This window comes from Ensifer sp. (assembly GCF_035999135.1).
GTDB lineage: Bacteria > Pseudomonadota > Alphaproteobacteria > Rhizobiales > Rhizobiaceae > Ensifer.
Map to the genome: position 1 here is coordinate 1 of NZ_DASYGZ010000190.1, position 1,631 is coordinate 1,631.

At 58.9% G+C, this 1,631-nt stretch carries 1 protein-coding gene; it reads left to right on the plus strand.

Going from position 1 to position 1,631, the window contains the following annotated elements; genetic code table 11:
• Nucleotides 1-83 precede the first annotated feature (83 nt).
• Entirely contained in the window at nt 84-1,457 is a 1,374-nt protein-coding gene (locus tag VGO12_RS24940; RefSeq protein WP_327515413.1) for an ISNCY family transposase, read from the plus strand.
• Nucleotides 1,458-1,631: the final 174 nt, after the last annotated feature.

The following is a 1,631-nucleotide window of genomic DNA, read 5'->3' on the forward strand; positions in this document are numbered from 1 at the left end:
TGTAGCCGCAAAGTTAAAGTGTCCTGATCCTGCAAAGTTGGAATGTCACTCTCCCCGGGTTTTGATGACCTGGGAGATTGCGGATGGGATTGATTGCGATGAGCGAACGCGATCTGCAGCGGATTGAGGTTTTGTCGAAGGTCATTGCTGGCCGCATGACGTTGGTGTCAGCGTCGCATGTGCTTGAGCTGAGTACGCGCCAAGTTCGCCGGTTGCTGGAGCGGATCAACACCGGCGGCGCGGCTTCGATCCGACACAAGGCAATCGGCCGGCCCTCGAACAACAGGATCAGCGACGGTGTCCGGGATTATGCCATGGCGATCGTGCGCGAACGCTACGTGGACTTCGGACCGACGTTGGCGGCTGAGAAGCTGGTGGAGCTTGATGGTCTGACGGTGTCGCGCGAGACGCTGCGCCAATGGATGGCGGATGCCGGACTTTGGCTGTCGCGCAAGCAGCGACGGACGTTTCATCAGCCACGGTTGCGACGCGAGGCGTATGGCGAGCTGGTGCAGATTGACGGGTCGGAACATCGCTGGTTTGAAGATCGCGGGCCGCCGTGCTCGCTTCTGGTGTTCGTCGATGACGCGACGGGCAGGTTGATGCAGTTGCGGTTTGTGCGCTCGGAAAGCGCCTTCACCTACTTTGAAGCGCTGGCGCTGTACCTCAGGCATCATGGGGCACCTGTCGCCTTTTACTCCGACAAACATTCGGTGTTTCGGGTGGCGAAGAAGGATGCCAAGGGCGGCCAGGGCATGACCCAGTTCGGGCGTGCACTTTGCGAGCTAAACATCGAGATTCTTTGCGCAAATTCCAGTCAGGCCAAAGGTCGTGTCGAACGGATGAACCGGACGCTGCAAGATCGCCTGGTCAAGGAATTAAGGCTGGCGGGTATCGACGACATGGAGGCTGGCAATGCCTTTTTGCCTGGCTTCACAGAACACTACAACGCGCGGTTTTCGATCGTCCCTGCCCGGCCCGATGACCTGCACCGGCCGATGAACCTGGCGCCGGATCGGCTGGCCGAGATCCTGTGCAAACGCGAGCAGCGTTATGTCGGAGCGCAGCTGACGTTTTCGTTCGAGCGCCAGCGGATCATGCTTGAGGAGACCGAGGTGACACGTGGTTTGGCCGGTCGCTATGTCGAGACCTATGCCTATGCGGATGGTCGATTGGATGTGCGGTGGAAGGGCCATTCCCTGCCCTACAGAATATTCGACAAGGACCAGCGGGTGACGCATGCGGCAATCATCGAGAACAAGCGGCTTTCCGATGTCCTGGCCTACATCAAGCAACGTCAGGAGCAGCAGACGCGGCCGGCCGTGAAGACGAACAGCGAGAAGAATGCCTACAAACCGCGTGGCCGCAAACCGGGTCCAAGAACAGACTTCACGAACGATCCTGCAATCATTGCTCGCAGGCGGCAGGCCCTTTCCCAGCTTGATGCCGCGGAATGATCCGTCGTCGCTAAGTCTCAAAGCTAAAGCCGAAGAGGTGCCCTTCACCCGCCCCGATCTGATCTTGCAACCGGATCAGCCGTTCCGATCGGGGCTGATCATCGTGCCATGCGACGGCCCAAAGTGACATTTCTACTTTGCACCAACGCGGACAGTTCAACTTCGCTGCCACAT